At 66.3% G+C, this 25396-nt stretch carries 28 protein-coding genes and 1 pseudogene; all 29 read right to left on the bottom strand.

The genetic code is table 11. From position 1 onward, the window contains the following. A pseudogene (locus JI664_RS22425) lies at window positions 1-1660 on the bottom strand (hypothetical protein); the annotation flags it as partial. A gap of 7 nt (window positions 1661-1667) precedes the next feature. Then, on the bottom strand, window positions 1668-5006 hold the full coding sequence (gpJ, locus tag JI664_RS22420) for a TipJ family phage tail tip protein (RefSeq protein ID WP_207016015.1): 3339 nt from the start codon (window positions 5004-5006) through the stop codon (window positions 1668-1670). Beyond that, window positions 5003-5449: a phage tail protein gene (locus tag JI664_RS22415; protein WP_207016014.1), complete on the bottom strand. Its 447-nt coding sequence runs from the start codon at window positions 5447-5449 to the stop codon at window positions 5003-5005. Before JI664_RS22415 ends, gpJ begins: the two co-directional genes overlap by 4 nt. Next, on the bottom strand, window positions 5446-5970 hold the full coding sequence (locus tag JI664_RS22410) for a hypothetical protein (RefSeq protein WP_207016013.1): 525 nt from the start codon (window positions 5968-5970) through the stop codon (window positions 5446-5448). The genes JI664_RS22415 and JI664_RS22410 overlap by 4 nt, the downstream gene beginning before the upstream one ends. Next, complete coding sequence (locus JI664_RS22405; RefSeq protein ID WP_207016012.1) at window positions 5967-6386, bottom strand: hypothetical protein; 420 nt, start codon at window positions 6384-6386, stop codon at window positions 5967-5969. The genes JI664_RS22410 and JI664_RS22405 overlap by 4 nt, the downstream gene beginning before the upstream one ends. Further along, a complete protein-coding gene (locus JI664_RS22400; protein WP_207016011.1) occupies window positions 6383-9958 on the bottom strand; it encodes a phage tail length tape measure family protein in 3576 nt (1191 codons plus the stop codon). Before JI664_RS22400 ends, JI664_RS22405 begins: the two co-directional genes overlap by 4 nt. Beyond that, a complete protein-coding gene (locus tag JI664_RS24285; RefSeq protein ID WP_414707756.1) occupies window positions 9958-10209 on the bottom strand; it encodes a DUF1799 domain-containing protein in 252 nt (83 codons plus the stop codon). The genes JI664_RS22400 and JI664_RS24285 overlap by 1 nt, the downstream gene beginning before the upstream one ends. Before the next feature lie 101 nt (window positions 10210-10310). Next, window positions 10311-10643, bottom strand: a complete 333-nt coding sequence (locus JI664_RS22390; RefSeq protein ID WP_207016010.1) for a hypothetical protein — start codon at window positions 10641-10643, stop codon at window positions 10311-10313. Between the two features lie 40 nt (window positions 10644-10683). Then, window positions 10684-11622, bottom strand: a complete 939-nt coding sequence (locus JI664_RS22385) for a phage tail tube protein (RefSeq protein WP_207016009.1) — start codon at window positions 11620-11622, stop codon at window positions 10684-10686. Between the two features lies 1 nt (window position 11623). Further along, window positions 11624-11800 carry a hypothetical protein gene (locus JI664_RS22380; RefSeq protein ID WP_207016008.1) on the bottom strand — a complete coding sequence of 59 codons (177 nt, stop codon included), beginning with the start codon at window positions 11798-11800 and terminating at the stop codon, window positions 11624-11626. Beyond that, a complete protein-coding gene (locus JI664_RS22375) occupies window positions 11797-12237 on the bottom strand; it encodes a phage tail terminator protein (RefSeq protein ID WP_207016007.1) in 441 nt (146 codons plus the stop codon). Before JI664_RS22375 ends, JI664_RS22380 begins: the two co-directional genes overlap by 4 nt. Further along, on the bottom strand, window positions 12234-12740 hold the full coding sequence (locus JI664_RS22370; protein WP_207016006.1) for a phage virion morphogenesis protein: 507 nt from the start codon (window positions 12738-12740) through the stop codon (window positions 12234-12236). The genes JI664_RS22375 and JI664_RS22370 overlap by 4 nt, the downstream gene beginning before the upstream one ends. Before the next feature lies 1 nt (window position 12741). Next, a complete protein-coding gene (locus JI664_RS22365; RefSeq protein WP_207016005.1) occupies window positions 12742-13176 on the bottom strand; it encodes a gp436 family protein in 435 nt (144 codons plus the stop codon). A 115-nt stretch (window positions 13177-13291) separates the two neighbouring features. Continuing rightward, window positions 13292-13765, bottom strand: coding sequence for a hypothetical protein (locus JI664_RS22360; RefSeq protein WP_207016004.1), 474 nt, complete (start codon window positions 13763-13765; stop codon window positions 13292-13294). A gap of 74 nt (window positions 13766-13839) precedes the next feature. Further along, window positions 13840-14736, bottom strand: a complete 897-nt coding sequence (locus JI664_RS22355; RefSeq protein ID WP_207016003.1) for a Mu-like prophage major head subunit gpT family protein — start codon at window positions 14734-14736, stop codon at window positions 13840-13842. Window positions 14737-14746: 10 nt separating this feature from the next. After that, the gene (locus JI664_RS22350) at window positions 14747-15148 is read right to left on the bottom strand and encodes a hypothetical protein (protein ID WP_207016002.1); all 402 of its coding nucleotides are present in this window, start codon (window positions 15146-15148) and stop codon (window positions 14747-14749) included. A 1-nt stretch (window position 15149) separates the two neighbouring features. After that, window positions 15150-16166: a phage protease gene (locus tag JI664_RS22345; RefSeq protein ID WP_207016001.1), complete on the bottom strand. Its 1017-nt coding sequence runs from the start codon at window positions 16164-16166 to the stop codon at window positions 15150-15152. Between the two features lie 223 nt (window positions 16167-16389). Next, window positions 16390-17691 carry a phage minor head protein gene (locus JI664_RS22340; RefSeq protein WP_207016000.1) on the bottom strand — a complete coding sequence of 434 codons (1302 nt, stop codon included), beginning with the start codon at window positions 17689-17691 and terminating at the stop codon, window positions 16390-16392. Beyond that, complete coding sequence (locus JI664_RS22335) at window positions 17688-19280, bottom strand: DUF935 domain-containing protein (protein WP_207015999.1); 1593 nt, start codon at window positions 19278-19280, stop codon at window positions 17688-17690. Before JI664_RS22335 ends, JI664_RS22340 begins: the two co-directional genes overlap by 4 nt. Beyond that, a complete protein-coding gene (locus JI664_RS22330) occupies window positions 19280-20698 on the bottom strand; it encodes a terminase large subunit domain-containing protein (protein WP_207015998.1) in 1419 nt (472 codons plus the stop codon). Before JI664_RS22330 ends, JI664_RS22335 begins: the two co-directional genes overlap by 1 nt. Then, window positions 20698-20886, bottom strand: coding sequence for a hypothetical protein (locus JI664_RS22325; RefSeq protein WP_207015997.1), 189 nt, complete (start codon window positions 20884-20886; stop codon window positions 20698-20700). The genes JI664_RS22330 and JI664_RS22325 overlap by 1 nt, the downstream gene beginning before the upstream one ends. Continuing rightward, the gene (locus JI664_RS22320) at window positions 20883-21422 is read right to left on the bottom strand and encodes a phage protein Gp27 family protein (protein WP_207015996.1); all 540 of its coding nucleotides are present in this window, start codon (window positions 21420-21422) and stop codon (window positions 20883-20885) included. The genes JI664_RS22325 and JI664_RS22320 overlap by 4 nt, the downstream gene beginning before the upstream one ends. Before the next feature lies 1 nt (window position 21423). Further along, on the bottom strand, window positions 21424-21732 hold the full coding sequence (locus JI664_RS22315; protein ID WP_207015995.1) for a hypothetical protein: 309 nt from the start codon (window positions 21730-21732) through the stop codon (window positions 21424-21426). Next, window positions 21729-22058, bottom strand: coding sequence for a DUF2730 family protein (locus JI664_RS22310; RefSeq protein ID WP_207015994.1), 330 nt, complete (start codon window positions 22056-22058; stop codon window positions 21729-21731). Before JI664_RS22310 ends, JI664_RS22315 begins: the two co-directional genes overlap by 4 nt. Continuing rightward, complete coding sequence (locus JI664_RS22305; RefSeq protein ID WP_207015993.1) at window positions 22055-22570, bottom strand: hypothetical protein; 516 nt, start codon at window positions 22568-22570, stop codon at window positions 22055-22057. The genes JI664_RS22310 and JI664_RS22305 overlap by 4 nt, the downstream gene beginning before the upstream one ends. After that, entirely contained in the window at window positions 22567-23469 is a 903-nt protein-coding gene (locus JI664_RS22300) for a glycoside hydrolase family protein (protein WP_207015992.1), read from the bottom strand. Before JI664_RS22300 ends, JI664_RS22305 begins: the two co-directional genes overlap by 4 nt. 84 nt (window positions 23470-23553) lie before the next feature. Continuing rightward, window positions 23554-23952 carry a hypothetical protein gene (locus JI664_RS22295; protein ID WP_207015991.1) on the bottom strand — a complete coding sequence of 133 codons (399 nt, stop codon included), beginning with the start codon at window positions 23950-23952 and terminating at the stop codon, window positions 23554-23556. Window positions 23953-24025: 73 nt separating this feature from the next. Further along, window positions 24026-24466, bottom strand: a complete 441-nt coding sequence (locus JI664_RS22290) for a phage protein GemA/Gp16 family protein (RefSeq protein ID WP_207015990.1) — start codon at window positions 24464-24466, stop codon at window positions 24026-24028. Between the two features lie 213 nt (window positions 24467-24679). Next, entirely contained in the window at window positions 24680-25393 is a 714-nt protein-coding gene (locus tag JI664_RS22285; protein WP_207015989.1) for a DUF7168 domain-containing protein, read from the bottom strand. Between the last annotated feature and the right edge of the window lie 3 nt (window positions 25394-25396).

The raw sequence follows: 25396 nt of genomic DNA, 5'->3' as shown, positions 1-25396 counted from the left end.
TCGACACATCCTGAATATCGAAGCCGATCGCGCTGAGCTGCAGGTCATTCGACGGCACCTCGCAGAACGTCACCTGCGTGAAGGCGCCGGAGCCGCCGCCGCTGCCCCACATGCTGCCCCGCGCCCGACCCGTGGCGGGGATGCTGTGAGCGGCGGGCTGGGCGGCGCGCGATTCCACCCGGCAGAACACCTTGGCATTCGTGCCGATGGTCTGGATCAGGTCGAGCCGGTTTTCCGGGGCAAAGCCGCCTTTCACATAGGCGGTTTCCTGCGACGGGTAATGCACGGAATACCCGCAGCCCAGCGGGACGAGATCGCCGCCCACATCGCGCAGCCCGAAGGCCACGGCATAGCGCTCGCCCGCCTTTGCCAGAATGCTCCGCTCAAGCGCGAAGGTAATTTCCTCGAACCCGCCGCCGGTGAACGGAACCTGCACCGTCTCGACAAGCTCATAGCCCGTGAGCAAGCTGGCGATCTGCGCCGACGACGCCGTGACCTGCCGGTAGAGCTGCATCTCCGCCGTGGTGTTGGCGCCGCCCTCGGAACTGAGGTAGCCGGTGATCCGCTCGATCCGGTCATCAGCGCCCATTTCCCAGGCGGCAACCCACTGGTAGCGCGACCCACCGCCCGAGGCGTAGGTGTCCCTGCGCGTGGCCGGGAACTTGATCATCGCTGGCGCGAGCTTTCCCGCGCCGCTCTGCCGCGCACCGACCAGCGCCTCGGCCTCGAACGTGGCGGCCTGGGCGGTGCTGACCGGCTTGTCCTCGTCGCGCGTGTTGTCGACTTCCCCGAGCCCGAGCTCCGCCGCATTGACGACGCCGAGCAGCTTCAGCCGCGCGGGCGACGAGCTGTGCTGCACCATCCAGTACCAGCGGGCGGAACCGAGATCACCGGCAGCCAGCGCGCCGCCGTTCTGGTTCAGGATCGTGTATTCGGTGGCGCCGACCGTCAGCGTGGGGGCGGTGACCGTATTCGCGGCGGGCCAGCGGACCAGGAAAGGCGTGCCGTTGGCGATGCCGATCTCGGCCTGTTCCGTCGCGACCGTGGCCACCGCCGCATCGCCTGTCCCGCTGATCGCCGGGCGGATCAGGGCGTCAAACCCGCGCGCCGCTTCCAGATCACCGATCTGGCCCGCGATCGTGGCCGCGAAATTCGGGTCATCGCCAAGGGCCGCCGCCAACTCGTTGAGGGTATTCAGGGCGCCCGGCGCCGCCGCGATCAACGCCGAAATCGCCGCTTGAACAAAAGCTGTGCTGGCGGCCTGCCGGTTGTTTGTTCCTGGTGCTGCGGTGTCGACGAGCGGAATGCCGGAGAAGTCCGGAGAGTTGATCGGTGCCTTTGTCGCGAGCTCGGCCGCGCTGGGGCCACCAGAAGGAAGATCTCCGATCCGGGTCCACGAGCCGGCGCCGGCGGCGCCATCCTTCCGATACCGGCCGTTGAAGGCGCTGGTGCCGTCGTCGGTCACATAGCCCTGCGCGCCGTCAGGCCAAGTGAGGTCCGCGTAGAGCTCCGCCCGGGTTTGATAGCTCGGCCCAGACAAAGCGGTCATGGCAGCGAGAAGCCAGAGAAGAGACACCCGGACGGTGTTGCCGTTGTAGTTGCCGATCAGGTCGTCGACGACGGAGCTTTCGTTGAGGTTCGTTGTCCGAATTCCAACCATGGGGTCCTCACGTAATGGTCACGGGGAACGGGCCGGCGACGGGGCCGGGCACGCCGTCCTCGTTCTGCGGTTCGACCCAGATGTAATGGGTGCCCTGGCTCAGGCAGGCGGCGGTCTCGAGGAAGAGGACCGCGTCGTCGATCGACCCGTCGAAGTCCGACGAGGCGAGAAACTCGAAGGTGTCGTTCCCGGTCACGGCCTGAAGCCGAGCGCGGTGCGCATCATTGGCAGCGAGTGCCGCGCCGGGCACGGTGGAACCGCCCGTCAGGCGGGGCGTTACGGTGCCGGCCGTGCTGTCGGAGATGGTGACGCCGAGCCGGTACCATTTGCCGGTCGTCGTCGCGCGGGCTTGCGAGATCGCATCTGCCGCCCCTGCATTGTGGCTCGCGACGCCGGCCGCAATCGTCCAGTTCGCCCCAAGCGTCCACCCGGTTTCGCTCGCGAGCCCCCCGTTCGTGAGCAAAGTCGAGCGCGTGGTATCGCCTAGGGCAAAGGAATAGCTCTGGGTCGGGTCGACGAGGTGCGGCGTGCCCACGGCGTCGGTGTCGCGGTCGAGCGTGTCTGACGTCGAGCGGTAGAGCTGCAGCCGGGTCGTCACCGGATCGGCACCGGTTGCGACCTGGACCAGCGCACCGCCCAGAAGCGGCGTCACCGTGACGGCTTCGTCTTCGAGCGCGGCCGGGATTGCGGCGTCGCCCGTGCCGATCACCAGACTGACCGGCGCCGTGGCAGGCGACACGGTATCGGAGAAGGACAGTGCGTTCGCCCGGATCTCGACCGCGTCGCCGGCGCTGAATGCGCCAACCTCGCCGCCTCCGTTCGCGGCCGGGATATCGACCTCTGTCCAAGCGCCACTGCTGCCGAGGCGGTAGCCGATCCGGTAGCCGGTGGTCACGATCGTCCCGCTCCCCGGCGCGATCAGGAAGGCAATACGCCAAGAGCCTGAGGCCCGCTCGCTCGTCACGGCCGTGAAAGTCGGGCTCGGTGGGGCGAGCAGGTTGGGGTCGATCTCGGCCCCGACGCGGCTCGACCATGGCGGGATCTCGGCGGCGTCGGTCAGCGTGTCGATTTCGGGCGCGGCGGCGACCGCGCGCAGGATCGTGCATTGATCCTCGGTGGCCTCGATGCGGCTGACCACAACGGGAAAGCTCTCCGTTCCGGCCACGCCAAAGATCACCAAATCACCGGTGCGCGGCATGGCGCCGACGCCTTCGACGAGAAGCATATCCGACGCGCCGGGCGTGGTGCGCACAGGGCGCACGACGGACGTCCCGACCGTGTCCTCGGGGTCGTTCTCGTCGAACATCCGGAAGCGGATCACGTAAGACGTGCCCGCCGCCATCGTGACCGCTTCATCGAGATGCACGGCCTGACCGATCACGGCCCGTGCCCGGCCCACTTTCTGGGTGTCCGACACCACGTCGTGGCTCAGGACGATCGTGTCGCCGCGCGTCGCGGCGCGTAGCGCTCCGTCCTGTGTCGCCTCGAAGGTGTCGGGGCGGTGTTCGGCCTCAAAAAACCGCCGCAGCCCCTCGCGATAGACGATCGCCGCATTGGTCAGGCCGGGCAGCGAAAGCGGCTCGGTAAGGGTGATGTCGCCCTCGTAGCCGGGGCGGCGAATGGTCCGGGTGGCGGGCTTGTAGTCGTTGTCCTCGTCGCGGAACGATGCAAGCCAGGCATGCGGTTTCTCCGCGTAGCTGCGCCTCAGCGAGAACCCCCAACTGTTGCGGGGCGTGAGGTGATCGACGATCAGCTCGCTTGGCCGGTCGATCACCACGCCCCATTTGATGCCGTCATGGCGCGGCGTGGCACGGCCGGCGACCGCGACCTCGGTCAGCGCATCGCGCAGGGTCATGCCTGCCTCTTCGAGGACGCGGTTGTAGTGCAGACCTTTGAGACGGCAGAAATCGTGCCACTCGGTGAGGAGATCGAGGTCGATCGCGGCGTCGGCTTCGGGCTTGGGATTGGCCGGGCATTGCAGGATGAAGCGAAACAGAGAAGCGGGGTTCGACGTTGCGCGTTCGATCCAGGTCTCGGTCTCATGGTCCCAGTCAAGGCAGACGCGGCGGGCAAGCGCGCTGAAGTTATCGAGCGCCCCGGAAAGCTGATGCGTGGCCTTGGCGCGCACGCCCACGATCGCGAGCGGGCGATGGTAGTTGAGCGGATATTCCGGGCGGATCGTCTGCAGCCCGGCCCAGACCACGCGCTGCAGGAAATTCGATTGATCGATCTCGTCGGTCATAAGTGTGAGCCGGATCTGCCAGCGCCCGCGTTCGGGGAAGCTCCAGTTGTGCTGGCGATAGAAGCCTTCGGATTTTTTGGCGCTGAGTTCGAGGGTGAGGACATCTGTCCACTCCTCGGCCGTGACGAGCCTCTGCTCGATCTTCACGGACACGCTGTGCACCCGCTGCTTGCCTTCGTCATTGTACCGCACAAGGCCGGTCGGGAAGGCGAGGATGATCGAGACGCCGGACGCATCGGTCCCCGTCGTGCGCACGACCGGGGTCTCGATCGCAGGCTCGCCTTTGATAACGTCGCCCAGATCGTCACGCGGAAGCGGGCGTGTCAGCTCGACGCCGATCTGCTCTTCGAGGATCTGGCGTGGATACAGGCTGATCGGATCATCGTCGTCCAGGCCCTGACGCACCTCGAGCTCGATCTCGTCGAAATCCGCGATCGAAGTTTCGCCGAGACGGAAATCCGTCAGCTCGAGCGGCCCTTCACCGAAGCAGAACAGCGCGTGCAGATATTGCGTATCGCCGGCGATCTCAGTCCAGGTCAGCGCACCGAAGGGCGGCGCATAGCGGATCTGGCCCAAGAGAACTGGGATGGCGCCGTCCGGATCGAGCCGGTTTCGCCAGCCCGACAGGCTGTAGCTCGGCCGTTCTTTTTCCGGTTTGGCGGGCGGTATCAGCGCGTTGATCAGAAGAGCACCCAGCAGGTTTGCGCCAGCCGTAACCAGCGCCGTACCGATGGCCGCGCCGGTCTTGCCTGCCAGACCAAGCAGACCGCCAACGGCAGGGCCGAACATGGTCCCCAGCGCGACGGCGGTCACCGCGACCACGATCGACAAGATCGTGCGCAGGGCATCTTCGCCCGGGATGAGACGGATGACGACGCGGATCCCGGGCTTCGGCCGCACCCGGTGCCACTGCGTGCGCTCGACAACCTGCGCGCCCCGGGGGCCGACAAGCGTGATACGCGCGTGCGCAAGATCGGCTTCGCAGGCCGACGGCAGCGTTGTCTCGACGATTTCGGCGATGTTCAGCCCTTCGGGAAGGGTGACATCGATGCGCGCGGCGCCGGGATCGAGCGCAGGCGCGGCCAGAACCGGGACGGTATTCATCGCGCCGCCCCCGTGATCAGTTGAACCGGGCGTTCAACGGCCCTTGAAGCGTGCCGGAAATGCCCCGCGAAGCGGTTGCGCCAAGGGGCGTCGGCGTACCGCGCGAGCTTGGCCTGATCTTCACCGGCCATGTGGATCATGATCCCGTGGCGAACCACGATACCGAGATGGGTCTCGTAGCGGGCGCGCCGGAACACCGCGATGTCAAACGCGATGGCCGGGCCGTCGACCGGCAGCCAGAGGGGTGAGGACTTGGCGCCGGAGATCAGCGACGCGATCTCGGCATGTTCCTCGGCCGAGGCATAGTCACCCACGTAATCCGGGAGGCTGATATGCAGCTCTTCCTGATAGATGACGCAGGCAAGCCCCCAGCAATCGCAGCCCGTCCGGGTGCGGCCGAGATCCTCGAAAGGAATACCGATGAAGCGATTGGACCAGCTCATGGGTGTAGCCCCGGGTTGTTGAGCCGGGTCATCCGCCCCGGCGGGAACGGTTCAAGCTCGATCTCGTCGCGGCTCAGCGACAGGACGATCTCGCCCGCGTCCATGTCGGCCGAGACCAGACGGAGCCCGGACCATTCCTCCTCGACCAGATCGGGCGTGTCGGCCATCACGACGGCGAGGCGGATGTCGGCCGGATCTGTGAACGAGCGCAGGAGGGCCACCATGCTCGACGACAGGTTCGCAATCGCGATGCGCGCATTCGCCGGCGCGTCGTCCTCGTCGCCGGGGAGCACGGCCGAGGCGACGATCCACAGGAAAGGTTCGGTAATCGGGTTCGACCCGGCCCAGGTCGACCGCGTACCGTAGGTGACGGGGTCTTCGCTGAGCCGCTCGGTGTTGTCGGTCGAAAGGCGGATCGGTGCGGCGAGATCCGGGTGTTCGATGAGAAAGAGCGCGACCTCGATCTGGTCCGAGACCGGGGCGTCCAGTGCGAGCCGGGCATTGAGCGAGAGGCGTCTCATGGCATTACCACCACGCTGAAGGATTTCCGGAACTCGATGCCGAGCAGGGTTTCGGCAGGTGGCGTGTCGCCCCACAGGCAAAGCCAGCGCGCCGAAAGGCGAACGGGATTGTCCCAGCGCGTCAGCAGGGTTTCGCCGTCCGAGCTGAGGAGTTCCCAGCCGTCGGTGGTGGGATCAGGCAGATAGAATTGCGCCGCGCCCTCCGCGCAGACCGAGTGATAGAAGTGGTCGAACACCGCCTTCTCGTCGCGGGTCAGCAGCACCGAAAGCGACACCATCCGCGCCACGGAGGAAAAGCGCCGGCGGTAGGCGGGCGGGCCGTTGTCGGGCTGGCGCTTGCGACGGGCCTCCTGGGGCTGGGCTTGCCAGGTATCACGTTCAGGGCGCGGCAAGGTTGCAGGCCATACCTCGGTCATAGCTGGCGCCTCCGGCTGTTGCGCCGAACGCCGAAGCCCTGTTCGAGCGTTCGCGCGCCCCGACCACCGGGCGTAGCGAGGCCCTCGCCGACCATGTCGGACAGGACGTATTTCATCTGGCGCTGCCCGCGCGCATCCGTGCTTTCCTCGGTCTCCAGCTGCATCGGGCGCCCGGTATTGTTGACGAGCACCGGCTGCAGCTGCACGACCGAGGGGGCGGCATCGCTCGATCCGAAGTCGGAAATGCGCGGCGGAGGACCGGGCACGTAGCCGCCGGCCTCGAAACCCGGCATGGCGCCGGTCCGGATAGCTTCGAGAGCGTCGACGCCGATCCGTTGGGTCGCTGCGGCGTCAAAGACGTACTCGCCGGCATGCACAACGCCGGCCACATCCGATGCCGCCCCCGGGCCTGTCCACCCGCCGGAGCGGAAACCGGGGATGCCGAGGGCGCCCGCAATTCCGAAGGCGAGCGACTGGAGGAGGCCCGTGATCCCGCCTTGCGTACCGCCGCTTGCAAGACCCTGTAGCCCCGATGCGAGCGCGTTCCCGAACACGTCGAACCCTTGGCCGAGGGTACCGAGGTCAGTGCCGGCGTCTGTCGTGGCGGCGGTGAACCGCGTCAATGCGGCGGTGGCCTGTTGCTGGCCGTTGATTATCGCGCCGGCATTCGCGGGCTCGATGTGCCACGGCTCGTGATCCATCCGGTAGTCGAGGCCGAAGCGCCCGGCGTTCTGGTGCATCCAGCTTTGCACTTCGGGCGATCCATAGCGAAGATCCGCCGCGAGCCCGTAATTGTGCCGCGAGTTGCCGGGAGGCGCGACCCAGCGGCGCGCGGCCTCGGGGCTGCCATAGCGCTGCAGGGCGTCTTCCCATAGCCGCGCCTGGACCTCGTTAGAGCGGTATCCGGAATAGATGGAGACGGCGTCCTGGCCGAAAAGCGTTTGCGCTTCCGCGATCATCGCAGCGAGCGGATCCGCCAATGCCGCCGACAGGCCCGTGATACCGTCCGGCCGGGCCGCTCCCATCTGCGCCACGCCCTGTAGCAATGCCGTGGCTTCGGGCGACTGGCCGGTGTTGGCTGACAGCGCGCCGGCGGGGGTCGCTGAAAGGAGTCCCAGCGGGGCGCCGTTGATCGAGACACTGGATGCCGTCACGCTCATGGTCGAGGTGGCGACGGGCTGCAGACCGGGTTGGGCGCCCGCGATGTTGCGCCCGGTCAGGCGCTCGAAGATGCCGCGCAGGCCGCCGGCGTCCTGCAGCGTGGCGTGGTTTGTTCCCAGAAGGGCGTTCTGCAGCGGGTTGACGATCGCCAGCTCGTTGAACGTGCCAAGGATCTGATCCGCGAGGGCTTCGAGCGCGCCCTCGATGTCGCCGGAGGTGAGCTTGTCCACGATGCTTTCGATCGCGGTTTCGGCCGAGGACTGGACGCTTTGCCACGCCGCCGTCTGGCGCTCGACCTCGATTGCAAGGTTGGCTTCCAGGACAGCTGCGCTGCGCAACTCGGCCGCGCGAGCGCTCGACGCGTTGATGTGGTCGCGCTGCAGGTCGCGCTCGACCTCCCAGAGGGCGATGATGCGGCGGCGTGTGGCCTCGGACTGGCCGAGCAGACTTTGTTCCAGGCGTAGCCGCTCGATGCGTTCGGCTTGGCTTCGGCCGAGCTCGCGCGCCGCGCTCGTCTCCCGAACCAGAAGCGCGCGCGCCTGCTCGGCCCGGTTAAGCTCAAGCGCCTGGGCGATCAAAGCGGGCGCCATGCCCATTTCGGTCAGGCGGGCTTGCAGCACTTCATTGGCGTGGCGTGCGCGCACGGCCTCGGCCTGTGCGGAGTCCTCGCCGTACGCCAGAATAGCTTGAGAAAGCTCGGCCTGACGGCGGAGGTCATCGAAGACCGCATTCTGATCGCGCTGGCGCTGGCGGGCCGAGCGCTCGGCTTCGGCCGCAAGCATGGCTTCAAGATCAGCCTGGGCGCGCAGGGCCTCGGCGCTGCCTTCTGCGGCTCCGATTTCCTGAAGGCGCAGGCGGAGGGCTTCGCGTTGATGCCGCGCGCGGACGGCCTCCAGTTCGGCGGAGTTCTGGCCGTAGGTCGCGGCAGCGCGCGCGAGCTCGGTCTGCTCGGTATATCCCCGGGTGATATCGTCGACGGCGCGCGCTCGCGCTTCGTCCGAGGCGGACCCGTTCCAAAGGGCCTCAACGCGCGCAATGCTGATCCCGGCTTGCTGCAGCTGGGACAGGATCGTGCGCAGTTCGGTCGACATCTCGGAGAAGGCGCCGCCGCCTGACATCGCTTGTTGCAGTTGAACGAGCTGCTCGACGACGCCCTCGATGTCGCCCGCCCGCGCGGTCTGGTTCAAGGCTTCGACGCGAGCCGAGAAGTCGTCGTAGCTGTTCGCGGCGCCTAGCTCGGCATAGTTATCCGCCAAGTTGGCGTTTCGCAGAGTGCTCTCTTGCGCCGCGACAAGGGGAGACCGGCTCTGAGCCATAAGGCGGCCAATCCATTGGCCCCAGCCCTCTGCCACTTGGTCATCGCCGAAGGTGTCGACCGCGCTCTGCAGCTGCTCCAGCTGGCTCGCACGATCGAGTTCCAGCATCCCCTGGGCAAGTGCCCGGACATCGGCGGAGAGGCCGCCGAAGGTCTCGCCGAGACGCAGGTTGCGCACAAGGTCGAGATTGGTGCGCATGCGCCCGAGTGTGTCGTTGAGCTCTCCAAGGCTGTCGTCGAAGGACTTGGTTTCGCCCCGCAGGCCCGTCAGCGCCTGAACGCCGGCGGCGCCGATCCCAATGAGCGCAATCGTCGCGAGGCCCGCCGGGTTCAGAAGGCCGAGAAGCGAACTGCGCAAGGCCGTTCCCAAGGACAGCCCCGCCGTTCGCATCTGCCCCATGACCTGCACGACCTGCGGGCCTTGCTGCATCATGAGCATCCACGGGCTCTGACCGACGGCCGTCATCATGACGATGTCGTTGAGCTGGAAGGACAGGTTCGCGGTATGCGCCGCCGCAAGGCGCGATGTGTCGCCCACCGACCGGATGCCTTGGGCGACAGGCTGGAGGGCCATCGCCGCGCGGTCCCGTGCATTCGCGGCCTCAGTGGCGGTGATGGCGCCGAGACGCTCGGCCTCCGCGATCTCGCGCAACTCTTGCTCGTACTGGCGCGTCACCCCGAAGATCGGGTTGAAGCGGGCGCGGATCTGGTCGAGTTCGGATCGCCACTGGCCAAGCGCCGCCTGCTCGGCCTGCATCGCCTGGACCTGGTCGTTGATGTCGCGGGTCAGGCCGGTGACCGCGTTCTGCGCCCCGGCGATCGCTGTGGCGTTGCGGCCCATCTGTGCGGTGAGATTGATCGAATGGCCGAGAGTTGCCGCGTAGGCGGTCCCCAGCGCCTCGGTCGGGGCCAAGGCGGACTGGGTCGCGGCGGCCGCCACCGTCAGGGCTGAAGCGGCGCCGGTCGCTTTTGCGCCGGCGGCCTGCGCCGCATCGCCGAGCCCCTTCAGATCATTGCCGGCACCGACCATTTCCCGCCGGGCCTGTTCGGCCAGGAAGCGCAGGATGATAGAGGCGGTGAGATCGCCGGCGGCCATTACGGTTTCCTGTTCAGTTCGTCTCGGGCGCCCGCCTCGATCAGACGGAGATCGGCCCAGTTGCGTGTGGATAGGTCGATGCCCGCGAGCTCGAAGCCCGACTGCACCGCGGAATAGTCGAGACCAAGGAAGCGGCGCCCGTCTGAGCGCCATTGCGATGAGACCGCGAGGAAGGCTTCAAAGGCGCTGACATGCTCGGCCCAGATCCCGTCCTCGATGTCGCCGGCTGCGCGTTCCCAGTCCGGCTGCAGCGTGATCCCCCATCGGCGGGCGTCCTCGTCGGCGTCATCCGGGGCCGGGCCTGCGTCTGGTCCGGCGAGATCGCCGCGAGCCCAGGCGCGCCCGACCGCCCTCAGTTTCCCTGCTTCGCCCCCATCATCGCGAGGTTGTAGGCTTGGAGCAGCGCGACACGGATGGGCCCGATATCGATCAGCATGTCGCGGTTGGCGTCGTTGAAGCTCATCGGTTCGCCGGCCTCATCGCGCAGATCTTCGCCCCAGCCGACGAGAATGGCGCGCAGATAGCTGTTGGTGCCTTCCACCGTCACCGTGTCGAAAGCGGCGGTCTCAGACACCGTCAGACCTTTGAAACGGGCCGTGAACTGAGTGTCCTGCGCACCGCCCTCGACGGGCATGCGGACTTTCACTTTCGCGGTGAATTCGGGGTTCTTGATGATCTTCAACATGGTGTGCCTTTGGCTGGAGAGATGCGGGGAAAGGAAGGTGTCAGGTCAGCGTGAGGACCCACTGGTCGTTGCCGGTCTCGGGCAGAGGGACCATCCGGAGCGGCCATTCGACGATGTTCTGCTGGTTTTCGAGGCCCTGCGGCCGTTGCATCTGCGCCGCCGGGATCGCGAGCGTGGCGATCGAGCCGGCCGTGACGCCGTGGACCAGCGAGATCGGCACCCGGGTTTGCGCAACCGCAAGCGCGAAGGGGTTCAGCGTCGCCATGGGCACCGCCTCGACCGTGGTCTCGATCGCTTCCGACTTGTCAGGAATGATGATCGCCTCGGAGCCGATCAGGAAGCGGCGCTCGACCTGGTTGCCCAGGTTCAGGCTGAAGCTGCGCATCACGAGCGAGACGGCGTTGATCGTGAAGGTCGGCGTGTTCGCCGTGGTCGCGATCGTCGGCGTCAGGGCGATCTGGGCGGCCAGATCCGGAACAGCCTGAGCGGTGTCGGTGACGTCGTGCCACAGGCCGGTGAATTCGAATTCGAAATACACGATGCCCTGCGCCGTCACGCGAAGGGTTGCGGTGCCGCGTGCGCCCGACAGCCTGTAGAGCGTGCCGTCCACCCACTGGTAAAGCGTGATCGACTCGTGGCCGGCGCTCACCGGGTTGTAGGCCACCGACGTATCGGCCGTGATCGTTTCGGCGACGGCGCAAGCACGAAGGAGCACGCCCCAGGCCGGCGGCGTTCCCGCCTCGCCCGAGGGCGTGGCTTCGACGCGGAAAGAGAGCTTCCGGTGGAGTTCGGTCGGGATCGTGCCCTGGGCGCCGAGCCAGGGCAGCTCGAGGTCGCGGCTCTGGTCCTGGCCTTCCATGGGCATGAGGCGCACTTGGGTGGCGAGGATCGCGTTCAGTGCCCCGGTGGGGGTCGGGTCGGTGCCATAGGCGGTTTCGAGCTTGGCGAGCAGGACCTTGGATTTCCAGCGCTGGGGCATGTCAGTCTTCCTTCACGGGCTTCTTGGCGCGGCGGCTGGAGTTCTCCGCCTGTGTTTCGGGTTTTGCAGGCCGTGACGGCGCCTCGTCGGTGCGGTCTTTGGCCGAATGCAGCGTGCCGTCCGGTTCTCGGATGAAGCTGCCGCCCACCTGTGGCAGGGGCGTCTTGGACGTCTTCATGGGATGATCCTCAGCTGGTCCTGGAGGGCGAAAGTGAGCTCGTAAATCGCGACGCCGCGCGCGAAGCTGGCGAGGCGTGCCTGACGGAATTCGAACACTCCGGCGGTATCGGGGTCGGGCGTCCAGCCGACGAGCGCCTTTGCAATCTCGACGATCTGCGGCAGCACTTCGTCGAGGACGAGACGTTCGCCCAGGGCGTCGTGGGCGCGCAGCGACAGGACGACGGCAAAGCCGTAATCGTAGGATTGGACGAAGGCGCCCGTTGCCGCGTCCGCAGGCTTGCGCCCGGTCAGCCCGGTCGGAAGTACATGGGCACAGGGTGTCACCTTCGGGACCTGATTGTCCTTCATGAGCGCCGCGAGCGCGGCGGCCCCGTAGACACGGCCGCTGAGGGATGACGACTTGATCTTTAGGCGGCTGATGATTTCCGGGGTCATTGGAAGGCCTCGATGATGTCGCCGTAGCGGGCTTCCACCAGATCGAGGATGGTCAGTTCCTCTTCGTCCGAGATCCCGAGATACGGGCGCGCCGGGATATCGCCCCAAGGCGACAGAACGGTTTTCTCGCGGCCGTGCTTGTCATTGCCGACCCAGACGCCCAGCGAGCCTGTCGCTGCGCCGAACTGGTGGACCGCGCCGTAGACCTTGTTCGTTCCGACCGCGACCTGGTCGGGACTGGCCCAAGAGTTGATACTCCGCATCAGCTCGCCGCTGTCATGCAGGGTTTTCCCGCCCTTTTCGGTCGCGCGATGGCTGGGTTGCCACGCAGCGCCGTCGGGAGAGACGTTCGTCGATCCGATCCGCTCGACGGCGCCGCTCACGAGGGCGCGACCGATGTCATCCATCAGCTCGGTCATATCGGTGCTGGCCTCAGCAAGCGCACTGAGCGCCCGGGTGGCAGCAAGATCGTCGAGCGTGACGGTGAGTTGAACGCCGGCCATCTCAGAACCCCTTCAGACCGTCGCGGGTCATCTGGCGTTCTGGGCCTTCGATCATCGGCGCGCCCGGCGAGACAATCTCGGCCGGCACCGCGCCCCCGTCTCCGAGTGACGCTTCGCCCCGGCTCACCGACTTCAGATAGCCGATGGCCTCGTCGCGCAGGCTCTTGCGAGCCTGCATGTCGTGGCCGATGTTCACATAGAGCCGATGAAGCGCGAGATCGCGGCAGACAACTTTCAGGATGCGGGGGACCGCTGCGAGCGGGAGTGCCACCACCTTGGCGATGTAGCTGTCGATCTCGGCCGAGGCGTCGTCGAGCGCTTCCTGGATGCGATCATCCTGCACGGTCCCTTCCGCCGTGAGGTCGAGATCGGTCAGCGCCACCAGATCCCGTTCAGGGATCCCGGACTTGAATTCGGCAAGGCTCGCATAGGACATCGGGCACACTCAGGCTGCGCGGTGGATCAGGTGGCCGGGGGCGATCTTCACCGCCCACCGGCAGGCCCTGGACCAGGGCATGGTGCGCCGAAGCTGCCACCTCGGCGCACGGAACTCAGGCGTCCGGCTCGGGCGGAAGCACCACGGTTAGTGCCGGGTCACGTTTGAGAGCGGCGATTTCCTCGGCCGAAACGCTGTCGGCCGGGATGAGAACCGGCTCGGGGCCGAACTTGCGCCCGATGCGGCGGCGGCCCCGGGACGGCCCGGTGACCACGATCATCGGAGCCGTCTCGGCCGGGGGCATCTGGTCGCCCCCGGCCGCCTCTTGCCCATGCTCGGCAGTGGGCGTGCTCGGCACCTCGGCCGCATTGCTGCGCGCCTTATTGGTGCCCTCGGTATTCCGTGCCTGGTCTTCCTCTCCGGACGCCGCTTCGGGCGCGGGCTTCGCCCCCGAAGCGGCGTCTTTTTCGGCGCCGTTGGTGGCCTTGGCGTGCGGCTCGTTGGCGTCGGGCTGCTCGACGGTCTTCGCCGCTTCCGCAGGGGCGGATTTCGTCTGGTCAGGCTTGGGCTGTGCGGCTTTGCGGGCCATGTGATCCTCCTGTCGGCTTATCGTCGGGGCGGGATTGTCCCGCCCCTCGGGAAACCGACCGGCCGTGCGGCCGATCAGATGGTCAGGCGACTTTCGACGTGAAGCTCGGCGCTGTTGCGCCAGACATTGGTGGCGCCGCCGGCGTCACGCTCAGCCATCAGCAGTTCGCGCGCGGCCCCTTCGTTCGCGGCGGACACCACGAGCAGCTTGGGCTTCAGGTTCAGCTTGCGCCCACGGTGACCGCGCATGGCGATCATCGCGGCGCGCGCAGCGGCATAGTTCGCGGCGTTCAGCGTCTGGCGCGAGGCATAGGCGAGTTGCCAGGCCCCGAAGCCGGCAGCGCAGCGCCGTTTCGCACCCCAGACGTATTCGTCGTGGTTGAAGACGTTCTCGTCGGTCAGGCTGGTCTTCGGGGTGATCTTGGCGGCTTCGCGGTCCTGGAAGATGATCGGCCTGATGGGCCGGCTGTCGTCGATCAGGTACCAAGCCGCGCCCGAGCCGCCCTGAAAGTTCGACACCGAGATCTCCGCGCCGGCATCGTCGAGCACCGGATGGTCGGTGTCGAAGAAATTCTGGCCGTCGTAGTGCTCGGTGGAAAAACCTTTCTCCAGCTGTTCCCAGACCAGATCGTCGGGCAATTCGGCGGCTGTCTGACCCATATCGGAGATGACCGGCGTGTAGATGCCGATCTGATCGTCCGAGATATCGTCGACCGGGACGGCGACCGTCTTCTCGAACTTGCGGTTCGTGATGACGAACCCGTCGGTCTCCAGACGCTCGACGAAGCGCTCGCCCACCCATTCGCGCATCGGGCCGAGCTCGGAGAGCTTCGGATAGGCTTGGGTACGCGTGGTCGAGCGGACGGTCATCGCAACGCGCCCGTAGGTCGTTTCCGCGCCGGTCAGGCGGGTATTGAAGGTGGTGGAAAAGGCCGTGTTCAACGCGGCGAGGGCGGCGCGGGTCAGGTCCATGATATGCTCCTCAGAGGATCTCGACCACGACGCCCTCGGGGAGGACATCGAGGCACTTGCCGGCGACGATCGTGTCGGTCGCGGACGAGGTGACGGTGTTGTCGTCCACGACGTAGACGTTGGTGCCGATATGGGCGCGGGTGACCGGATTGGTCCCGGCGTTGGCGAACAGGAACGGGCCGCGCTCGATATCGACGCTCGTGTCACCCGCCGCGCCGTCGGTGTTGTCGGCCTCGGTCAGGGCGACTCCCCGAACCCGGGTGGCGGTGGTGACGGCGGGCAGCGCGAAGCCCGTGGCATTGAGCGCCACCATCGCGCCCTTGAAGATCCGGACCGAGGCGGCAACCGGATCCTGGAAGCGCCGGCCTTCGCCAACGCGGGTCCGGGGCGTATTCTTGGCCAGTGCGGTCATGTCAGTGCTCCTTCACGGCGGCGTTGCGGGTGGCGAGGAAATCGGCCTCGGCAATCCCCATCAGCGAGGCGACCTGGCGCTCGGTCTCGTCCAGCGCGTCGGTTTTCACCGGAGCCGGACGGCCCGCGAGCTGGCGCTGCCCCGAGACGTTCACACGCACCGGCGCCACGGCGGCCCAGGCCTCGAATTCGGAGAGGTCCTTCGCGGCGAGCTGCGTGGCCCACGGTTCGAGATCGGGGGTGAGCTTGCCGGCTTCCCGCGCACGATCGAGCGCGGCTTCCACCGCGCCGTTCTTGACGGTCGTCTGAAGCGCGGCGAATTGCGTCTGCAGCTCGTCGAACGAGGCTTTCGGCACGAACTCGCCAGGATCGGCAACCGGCTTGGTGAGCCGGGCGCAGATCTGGGTCACGGCCTCGGGTCCGTCCACTTTGGCGGCCTTGGTGATCGACGCGAGCTGCGTCTCGGCTGCGACGAGCGAGGTCACGCGCGTCACGATGTCAGCGGGCTTGTCGGCGGCAAGGCCGAGCAGGCCCGCGATCTCTTCGATCGGGTCCATCGAATTTTCCTTGGAAGCAAGTTGACGAAGCTGGGGGAGAGCGGGCGTGTTGACGAGGCCGGCGCCTTCGATCAGCACCACCTGACCGTCGGGCAGGTTCTTGAACACGGGTGATATGAAGCGGTAGACCCGCCCCGAGACAGCCTTTTGGCCGTCTTCCGTCCATTCGACCGAGGCCATGACGCGGTCGCCTTCGACCTCCAGCCCGGTGATCCAGCCCGCCGCGCGGCTGTCGGCCGTGCCGCTCGACGCGAAAGAGCGGTGGTCGAAATCGATCGGAAGAACCCCGCCCGGGGCCTGCTCAAGGCTCGCGGCGATCACGGCCGCTGCATCATCGATCCGGAACTGCGGGCGGCGGTCGGCCGTCTTGAAGGCTCCAACCGGGATCAGCTCAATCCGGGCGGGGGGCTCGGCGGGCAGAGCCGTTGCCACGGCACAGATATTGCGAACGGTCTTTTCCATGCCCCGGATATGCCAGAGCCGCCCGAGGCAGGGCCGTGGGATGTTGTTTCGGGGGGCTTCAGGGTCGCGGGACGGAAGGCGAGTGCGGCGGGCGTGTCAGATACCGTTTAAAACCGCCTGAGGGCCTTCAAAACCGGCCGAGAGGTTCGTTCGCGGCCAACGGCGCGCGGAAGGCATCGTGCGGCCTCTCAGGGCGTTTCTGCCGGTGCTTGACCTGTGCGGGCTATTCTGCGGCCTCGACCAATCTCCGCACCAGATCCGCGTTACGCGCCAGAGCTTGCCGAACACGCTCCGACAAGGCGTAACGATAGGTCAAGGCGCCCTGTTTCTCAAGCCAAAGCGCCCGGGCGTGAGTGTAGACGAGACGGCCCTCTGCCAGCGCGGCGAGCTCTGCACGATACCGGGCGGCTTGGCGCTCAAAGGCTTGGTAAAGGGCGGCGGTGTTGCCCGCTTCACGGTTCTCCGCACTCCAGAGCGCGCCGCTGGGCGTGATCGCGGTGACGGACCGCAGGCCGACGTCGAATGCGGTGCTGAGGTCTTCGCCAAAGGCGAGTTCGTCAGCATAGCTCCGAAAAGAGGCGGCGCCTGGCGCCAACCGCGACCATTCGACGGAGAGGGCCGTGGGTGCCTCCCGGGTTCCGAATGCGGCCATGGTGGGACGGCCGGCGGCGTCCACGATCGCCAAGCCTTCAGCACCCCTCGCGAGGGTCTGGGCGCGCAGCCCGCTCAGAATACCTTGCGCGGTGGCGCGTTGCTCAATGCCTGCTTCCGGCATGACGCGATCGACGGCTTCGCGGATATCAAGCCAGGCCGCCCCCGGGTTCGAATCGAAGCCGGGATCAACCCCGCGCGGTACGGCGGTGATCTCGCCCGTCCGCTCATTCGACCACGGACGTTCATCAAGCTCGGCCGGCGCATCAACCGTGCGGTTGTTGCGGCGCATCCACCCTTCGGTGCGTTGGATCACGTGGCAGCCACAGAAATAGCCATTCGGCGGATAGATCCGCTTCCAGATCGGATCATCAACACGCCAGATCTTGTCGTGAAACCGCCGGTGATCGTGCCGCTTTGTGGGGCGATCTATCTGGATGTACTGCAGATAGGGGAAACCACGTTTGGTCCGCTCGATCGCCGCCCAGTGCCCCGCCGCGTGAGCGGTGCGCAAATTCGTGTCGAAGATCACCCGCAGCCGGCGCATCGAGCCGAGCTGAACGTCCCGCATCTCGCCCGTCACTGGATCAAGCATCGTGCTTCGGCCCCACCAACCCAGCCGCTGCAATTTGGGAGCGAGGTCATTCATCGCGGCCCGGACGGTTCCGCCCTCTTCGAGGACGCGGGTGACGGCATCGCGGATCTCGCGCGTGACGTCGTCACGCATCGCTTTCGCCACGACCCAGCTCCGGGCGTGCTCTTCGAGCCAGACATCCCGATAGTCAAAGCGTTGCTCAGGGGGCGCGAAGCCTTTCGAGCGCAGATAGGCGATGGCTTCCCGATGCGGGAGCGGGAGCAGTTCGATTGCCGTCATGATCCGTCCTGGATCGAGGCCCCGGCTTCCCCGGCCATTCGTGCGGCAAAGGTCGATCTGGCGATGAGCTCGCGCACAGCCCCGAGGTCTTCGGCGTCGAATGCCACGAGGATGTCCTGGACGTCTTCCACAGTTTCAGCTTTGCGCAACGCTTCGAGCAGCGCACCGAACTCCGCGTCCATGACGCGCTGCATCCCGCCGCCTGCGATCAGATCGTCCACCAACGCATCGATGCTGTCCCTCGGCCGATCCGTTTCCTGGCGTGCGGCGGTCTGGCGGCTGGGGTTTCCGGCGGCCATCTGATCGGACGTCGGCGCGGGGACCTCAGGGCGGATTGCCGGCGGCATGGGCGGTTCGAGAATGGCTTCCCCCTCTTCGGGTTCTCGCAACGCAAAAACCTCCCGGATCTGGCTGACCGGGATCTTGAGGCCGGCCTTCGGGCCTTTCTCCATCAACTCCATCATCAGCTTCGGATCGGCCCGTTCCGGCGAAACGAAGCTGATGATCGGCAGCGGCACCCGGTGCCGGTCCGCGAAATTCAGACGGACCAGGGCGCCGGCCACGTCGCGCTGCAAACTCGCGGCCAGCTGCTCGGCATCCGCGTCGCGAATATCGCTGCGGACCTCTTCGTGGATCTTACCCACGGCATGCCCGCCCGCAATGGCGTCAGTGGTGGCAACCTGGCCAAGCACCCCTTTGGACAGCTGCTGATCCCAGTATCGCGCGTTGCCCTCATAGAGCTTTTCGCTGCCGGAGCTCGCGGCCGAAATCACTTCGAGGTCCATCTCCTTCGGGATGATCGCCGCCATATCGACGCCGATCTGGCGCGCGGCGCGGAGCAGGATCTGCTTTTCCTCCGGCTTTGCATGCTGCCCATACCGGCCGAGGCGCAGAGGGTGCCCGTAGGCTTCAAGGAAAATGGCCCAGTCCTTCAGGCTGTAATTCTTGAACAGCCACGCCCAGGCCGCGAGGCGCGCCAGGCCGCCCCGGATGGCAAGGCCCGATTTCGCCTTGGCGACATGGATCAGATAGCTGTCCGGTCGGAGGATCTGAGGACCGGCATTGTCACGCAGATAGATGTGCTGGCCGTTTTCCTGATCGAACTCGAACCAACGCGGGTCGACCAGTTCGATCCCGCAGAGCTTCAGCCGGTTGCCGTCCCTTTCCCAAAGGATCTCGGAGACAGAGAACCCTTTGCCCAAGGCATCCATGACGTCGATCAGGGAGGTCCGGACTGCGGCCGTGTCGAGCGACTTGCGAACGATCTCCGCGGCTTCCTTCGCAGCATTGCTATCGTCCCCGGCGTCCACCTGGAGCTCTAGCGATCGGATGGCGCGCTTTCGTACCCCAAGCACGGCCGCGTAGTGCAGGTCCTTCTCCTCCATCTGTTCGGCGAGTTCGAGATAGGCGGTAGCATCCCCCGTCTCGGCCTCCCTCAGGACGGCGGCAAGACGCGGCGGTGTCAGCCCATCCGCCGGGTGACCGGACTGGATTTGGCGAACCGAACCGAGGCCCGGAACCGATTGGCGCTCGAGCATCTCGGATGTGGATGCCCTTTTGATGGGGCGGCCAAACTGATCGACCAGCATTACCACGCTCCTTGGTGTTGTCCCCAGCGTTCGGCCGAGACATCGTCTTCGTCGTCCTGGTCACGATCGGCAAACCGGGACCGCAACCCGGGTACGCTGCTGTAGTCGTAGGCCTCGACATCCATCTCGGCGGCCGACACTGCGAGGGCCAGCGCCCAGAACCTGTCAGCGTGCCCGTCGCTGTCACCGTCCGCTACCAGGCGGCGCGTGCCGGAGATCCCCACCTGCGATTTGATCGAGTGCAGGTCCGCGCGCAGAACCGGGTCGCCGGCCGGCAGCCGCGTTTTGCGATCCTGCATCGACTCTTTCAGCGAGGTTGCCATGTCGAGCTTCGCGGCAGCGCTGAAGAGAATGCCCTCGACGCGCTCCGAGCCGTGACGTCTCTTGGCGTCTTCGACCGGCTTTTCGCCCATGCCGGTCTGGTCCATACGAACGCGCACGACGCGGTACCGCATCATGACCTCGTCCAGAAGCATGTCTTGCTCCGCGAAGGATATCCGCCGCTTCGCTATGATCTCGCGGGTGACGAGGACGTCGCCCACGAGCTCGACCACCACGATGACGAAGAGGTCGGTGCGCGCCGCGATATCGACGCCCACGAAGCAGAGCCCGCCCATGTAGAGTTCGGGGTTGCCGGCCGAGTTCGATTCACAAGCCGAGATCAGGTCGTAGTCGAGCCAGGCGCTCGCCTCGTCGAGCCATTGGAGCTCGTATTCCTGCGCCCACGCATCCTCGTCGGCCATGCCCTGACGCAGCATGTCAACGTCACGATCGAGGCCCTGGCGCACGGCCTCGTAGATGTCGACGACGTGCCGCGACCAGACCGATCCCTCGGCCGTCATCAACTCGTAGAACTTGTTGCCCTTGCCGTTTGGCGTCGAAATCACGCGCAGCTTCTGCTTGCCCTTCGAGATGACCGGGAACAGCGCAGCCCAGATTGCCCGCGACTTCGCGTGGAAGGCGAACTCGTCAAGAATGACGTTGGCGGAAAAACCCCTGGCCGTGTCAGGATTGGCCGGCAGCGCGGTGATCCGGCTTCCGTTGGGAAAACCGCATTCGAGCGACTTGTAGACGGCATCCGGTCCGTTCGGTTGCGGGGCGCGGAACTCATCTTGCCAGAAGTTCGGTTCGGCGCCCTTCAACAGGGTATTGTAGACCTCATAAAAGGCCTTCGTGAACGGCTGAATAACCTCGGTCATCATTTCGGCGGCCTGACGCTCGCCGCGCGACAAGATCACCCAGCGTACCCGCCGATCTTCTATCCACGCTTTGAAACAGTCATCGGCGCATTCCCCTCCGGTAGAGAAGGTCTTGCCGGTCTGCCGCGCGAACATGCCGATCTTGAAGCGGCTTTCGTCAGCAATCCACGCTCGCTGATAGGGAAGGAAATTGATGACCGGGCGCGCCGGCGTTGGCATCACGTCACCTCTCGGAACGTGAGCAGATAGGGCGTGCCCCGCCAGAAGGCGACACGGGCTTCCCGGCCGAGATGGTGGACGATCCGATGCCGGCCGAAGACCCACGCGGCCGCGAGTGTCCACCAGCGCGCGAGCTTGAAGTGCTCGTTGGAGACAAGGATCAGCATCGCTGCAGCTTCGTTTTTCATGCGAACCCCATGATCTTGCGCGCCTTGGCGGCGGCTTCGGCATCGATGTCGCCCGAGGCCACGGCCGCATCGAGTTTCGCGCCTTGTTCCTTGCGGTCCTTCTCACGCATCGCTTGGACGATGCCCGACGACGACATGACGTCCTTCATCATCCGCGCGAGGAAATGCAGGCTTTGCGGGCTGATCTCGTCGCCTTCTTTCTCGACTTCTGCCCGCATTACCTTGAAGGCCAGCGTGGTCAGCATTTGGAAAAGGACGCTCTGGCGACGCGCCTGATCGTCCATGCCCATTTCGCCGAGCCACTCCTGCGCCCAATCACTCGCCTGCTCCTGCAGACGGACAAACTCCTGGTATTCGGAGCCCCATGAATGCAGCGCTGATTTCCGAATGCGCAGGTCCAGCCCGGCTTCCTCAAGCCGGAAGTTCAGAGCTTCGGCGAGGTCTTCGTATTGACCGAAACCTCGTGCGCGCAGCTCTTCCTGGAGCCACCCGCGCAGTTCTGCCGGCAGAAGATCGATCTTGCGAGGCGGCGGCATGTCACGCTCCGTTGCGGCGCGGACGCGGGCGCTGGATCTCGGGATGCGTGGCTTGACCGGCTGCAATCTCGACGCCGCGATCGGTCGCCATGGTAATGACGAAATCCCCGCGATCATCGTTGTGGACGAAGCCTTGCTCTGCCAGCCAGGTGAGCTCTGTGACCACCTGCGACCGGGTCGACGTCACGCCGACGCCGCGCAGGACATCCGCCAGGATGGACGCGTTGGAGGTGTACTCGGCGCATGCCGCGAGATGGCGCAGGATAGCCAGACGGCGGTGCCGGCGCAGGGTTTCGGAATAGTCGGTCATCGTTTGCTTCCGTCCAACAGATGTTCCTCGTGCCGCGACACGATGCTTTCCATGCGCCCCATGATCGCCCGCATTTCCTTGAGGTCCCCGTGCATGCGCTCCAGCGCCAGCTGGACCTGATGCAGATCGCCCTGCGCCGGAAGGTTGCGGATATCCTGCTCGACGGAGCTCAGCCGGGCCTCGTGACGGTTGAGGCGCTGATCCTGGTCTTCGATCCGCTTCGCGTTGGCCCGCGAACCGGACGCCACAAAGTTCCAGATCGTCGTCGCCAACGAGATCAGTGTGGCGAGACCGGCCGCCCAGACTATTACATCGTCAAACGTCACGCAGTTCCGCCCCGGCTGATGCGCACCCAGTCCTTGACGGTGTGCCCGCCCATATAGAGGGCGGCATAGATCCCGGTGACAGAGAGCAGCACGCCCGGATCGATCGGCGGCAGAGCGATGCGCCAGACCGCGTTCGCAATATGCAACAGCACCACGTTCCACAGCCACAGGAAGGCGAGCAGCCACATGAAGGCCGGCCGCCACGCCCAGCCCCACCACGGGCCGCGCTGCTCGGCCATCAGGAGCGCGGTCTGCGCTTCAAGCGCCGAGGCATGGAGCGCGATCAGCTCGGGCATGTCGGCTTCGGTCTCGCGCAGCGCGTCGATGACGCGGCCCTCATCGGTCTGGGCCAGCACCTCGGCCTCGGCGGGCGAGACGCCCAGCCTGCGGGCGACGGCGTCGATCACTTCGGTGATCAGCCGGGCATTGCCCGAGCCGAGGCGTTGCGAGAGAACCCGGCCGACGAGCGGGACGCCGATCTGCAGGGCAAGGGCCGTCAGGCTGCTGCTCATTTGATACTCCTGAGGAAGGCCGCGACGCGCGGCAGGCGGGCCTGAAGCTTGGCCGCGAGGATGTCGCGGTAGGTCCAGGCGAGATAGGCAACGAGAAGCCCCCCGAGCACGAGCGCCACGGGGCCGGTCCAGGCGAGCGGCAGATCAGGGGGCAGCACGTTGGTGGCGGTTTCTGCGCCACCGCCGGCGACGAGCCCGCCGCCCACCAGCGACTTGCCCCGCGCGTCGATCGAGCGCTGCAGCGTGGACAGCGTCGCGCGCCCGAGGATGCCGTCCACGGTCAGGTCGTGATCGGTCTGGAACGCGCGGACCGCATCAACGGCGATGCCGCGCGTGTCCTCGCCGACCGCGTAGTCCCGCGCCTTCAGGGCATCGCGGGCGGCCCTCACCTCGTCGCGCGACAGATCGAGCGTCACGCGGGCCAGCCCGCGCGGGGCCTTAGCCCGCAAGGGCACACCATAGTCGCGGTACTGGATGAGATCGGCCTCGGCCTTGCGGCGCCGCACGAGGCCCGGCAGCACCTTGCCCCCGCCCTTGTTCCACCGCGCCAGCCGTTCCCGCATCGCGGCCATGTTGCCGCTCGCCCAGGCCGGCACCCAGCTCGCGCGCTCAATGGCCCCAGTGTTCCAGTGAAACGAGATCGCGCCGTCGAACTCGTGCTGCTTGGCGCCGGGCATGGCCCGGTTGACCGCAGGCTCGTAGCGCGTGCGGAGCGCCTCGGCCATGAGCCGCGAGGCCTCCTCGGCGGTGATCACCATGCCCGGCCCGGGATCCACCACGCCCGAGGCAGCCGTCAGCCCGGCGCCGATCGTCCAGATCCCCACCGGGTCCCGGTACGCGCGCAGCACCACGCCCTCGAACCGCTCGTTGAACGCAATTCCCCGCTCGCTCGTGCGCATGTCTGGCTCCGATCTGACAAGTCGTCAAAGCGGGATTGCCACACGTCAAGCGGGCGCGGCCGTGGGAAGTAGTTTCGGGGGGTATTAGTCGAAGAGCGGCAGCTCTGGCTGAAGGCCCGACATATCCGAGCGCATCTCGGCGCGCAGCTTGCGGACCCACATGGACGTGACCCCGAACTCGCGAGCGATATCATTGGCGGAGCGGCTCGGTTGCGTCAATCCCGCGTCGAGGATCGCGGCGCGAAGCAGGCTCGCGCGGCGCTGAGTTTCGTTCCCGCGATGCGACGGGAAATCGATCTTGGTGCCGGCGAAGCGTTGCGCGAGCCAGCGCACCGCGTCAGCGCCGATTTCGGCTGCAAGAACCGAGAGCTCGGCATGTTCGGGGCGCGGGATGTCCCGCCGCTGACCGCCCGCGTTCGCGATCACCCGAAGCCGCGCGGCTTGCCCCAGATCTCGTTCGAGTTCGTCGATCCAGGCCGTCATGCGTCGGCCCCGGCTTCAGCCCGGCACCGCCCAGGCCCCGTTGCGGGGCGCCGGCTGGAGGCAGTCCTCGTGCTCACCGTTCCACCTGCACGCCGTGGCGACGACACATCCCCTGCAGAGCGCGGGTCAGGTCGTTGATTTGGCCCGCATCGCGCAATGCATCCACGTCGATCGGAACGGAGGCCCAATGCGCTTCGAACCGCGCCCGAATGAAGGCGTTGAGGCCGTCACGGCCCGGCCGGTCAAGAACACCCGCCTTTCCGAGAAGCCGCCAGAGCACGTGGACGTATCGCAGGTCCGCGCGCGGCGCCGGCGTGTGCCGGAGCGATGTGCTCGGTTTGAAACCCCGCTTCTTCAACTCTTCAAGCAGCCGTTCAAGCTCCGGCTTGCTCATGTCGGACATGCTGGCCTTGCCCACGGCGCGCAGCTGCAGGTCGCGGCGGGTTTCGGTGTCGAGGCCCAACTGGCGGCAGGCAACATGGATCTGCTTCATCAAGGAACCGGCGCCGCTCATAGAAGGGCCTCCAGCTCGCGCGCGAGGTCGTGAAGGCTGTGGCCCGTGCGGGTCTCGGCGTAGGGGCGTGCGATCACCCAAACGAAAAGGGTGCCCGGTTCGCCCCCCGGTTCTACGGACATCTCAGGCCCTCGATCGAGAACGCGCTCCAAAGCCTCCTCGATGAGTAGAACGCGCTGCATCGCGGTCATTTCCGACGAAAGCGGCATTGGCTCACTCCCCGATATTGGTGGCGGGGTGGCGACCGGGCAGCGCCTTTGGATTGTCGTGACCGCCGTTGACGCCATGGGCAAGATTGACCCGCCCGCCTGCCGTCCAGCCGTAGAGGGAAGCTTGATGAAAGCGAGCGGCCTTAACGCTGTACTCTTTGACGGTTTTCGCCTCAGGAAAGCGATCATCGAGCGCCGCGACTGCGACAGCCCGCGCTTCGGCATCGAGGGAAGGCCGAAACAACTCGACAAGCCGCCGCGCGAGCCGGCCAACCATGCCGTCCGTAAAATCGCGCACCGCCGCGCGGCGCGTTGTCACGTTCCGGCGGCGCCGATAGAAGGCCTCTTCCTTGAACGCAGCAATTTCGGTGTCCATCGCGCGGTTGAGCACGGTGGTCAGATAGGCCGCGATCTCAGGACCGGGTTCTCGTCCAACGAAGACCAGATCGGAGCCGGCGCAGCCTTTCCGGTGGGTGACGATCAGCGCGGTGTTGGTGCAATAGGCGACGATGCGCCACAGGGCGTCCCGTGCCCCACGACCTTTCGAGGTGTGCCGCGTGGTGGCCTCACCAATGACAATGTCGCTTTCGGAAAGCCCGTGCTCGCGCATCAGTTCCGCCGCCTTCGCTGCAGCTGCAAGGGCCTCCCCTTCGCTGCATCCGGCGGACACCGTCATATTCAAAAGGGCTGCGATCTTTCTCCTGATCGACTCGCTCATAAC

Origin of the sequence: Rhodobacter sp. NTK016B (assembly GCF_017303295.1) — a bacterium.
Taxonomy (GTDB): Bacteria; Pseudomonadota; Alphaproteobacteria; order Rhodobacterales; family Rhodobacteraceae; genus Pararhodobacter.
Note: the sequence above shows the minus strand (reverse complement) of the source record. Positions and strands in the feature narration are given on the sequence as shown.